The organism is Pedobacter sp. 10L46_2 (genome assembly GCF_056395165.1).
The window spans coordinates 3088-4494 of the sequence record NZ_JBFTIZ010000408.1; the positions used below are offsets into that span (position 1 = coordinate 3088).

Here is a 1407-nt window from a genome sequence, read left to right on the forward strand (position 1 = left end):
GTGTTTTAGGGCAGGTCAATTTACATTTTTCTAATCACTTGACCTGATTTGTTACAAGAATGTCTCAATTAGGACACCAATAATTCATAAATTGCCCTTCAGTTAACATACAAGACCTTAAGAATTATCTTATGCAAAAGTTCCTTACCATTGCCCTGTTGGCATTTTTTTCTTTACAGGTTAAAGCACAATCCAAATTAAACGTTGTATTGGCTGGCCTTAGTCATGATCACGTAAACCTGATAATGGATAGCTACAAAAAAGGAGAGGTAAACATCATTGGTATTGCAGAAGAAAACCCGGTTTTAGTAGAAAGATTTAAAGCCCGCTTTAAGTTTGCTGATTCAATATTTTTCACAGACTTAAAAGAGCTCCTGAAACACCGTAAACCTGATGCAGTACTTGCTTACAATGCGATTGAAGATCATTTAATGGTAGTAGAGGCAGCTGCTCCTCTTGGTATTTCTGTTATGGTAGAAAAACCTTTAGCTGTATCTGTAAAACATGCTGAGCGTATGGCCGCATTAGCCAAACAATACAAAATCCATTTGTTAACCAATTACGAAACCACATGGTATCCAAGCAATCAGGAAGCATACACCCGAATTAAACAAAGCAGTGCTATTGGAGACATTAGAAAAATAGTTGCACATGATGGCCATGAAGGACCTAAAGAAATTGGGGTAAGCAAGGAATTCTTAAATTGGCTTACAGATCCAAAAAAGAATGGTGGAGGTGCGATTATAGATTTTGGTTGTTATGGTGCAAATCTTATGACCTGGCTAATGAATGGAAAAGCGCCCATTTCAGTTACTGCATTAACACATCAGATAAAAAAGGATGTTTACCCGAACGTTGACGATGATGCAACAATATTACTCGAATATCCAACGGCAACTGGCATCATAGAAGCTTCATGGAACTGGCCGTTTAGCATAAAAGACATGGAAGTATTTGGAAAAACAGGATACATACAGGCAGTAAACTCAAATACACTTCGTACCAAGGAAAACGGAAAAAACAACTATCAGCTAGAAGAAGCCAAACCTTTAGCGCCGGCGCATAGCAACCACCTTAACTATCTTGCTGCAGTGCTGAAAAATGAAGTAAAACCCGAAAATGATCTATCATCACTAAACAACAATCTGATTGTAGTAAAAATATTGGAGGCAGCTAAACGCTCAGCTAAAGAAGGGCGCAAGGTACTTATTAACTAAATTAATTCACCAAAAACTATCTATTTACCAGCTTCATTGAGCCCTCATTGTAGCGCTCACCTGTATTTGGATAACGAAGGAGTAGTTCATCGATGATTTTTAAGTCGTTGGCAGATAATGTAAGATCAACCGCCCCTACATTTTCTTCAAGGTATTTTCTTTTCTTGGTTCCCGGGATAGGAATTACATC

Annotated in this window: 1 protein-coding gene; it reads left to right on the plus strand. The window is 38.0% G+C overall.

Features of this window, described 5'->3' with window-relative positions:
• Window positions 1-131: 131 nt before the first annotated feature.
• Complete coding sequence (locus AC1DDX_RS25895; protein WP_337717829.1) at window positions 132-1217, plus strand: Gfo/Idh/MocA family protein; 1086 nt, start codon at window positions 132-134, stop codon at window positions 1215-1217.
• Window positions 1218-1407 lie beyond the last annotated feature (190 nt).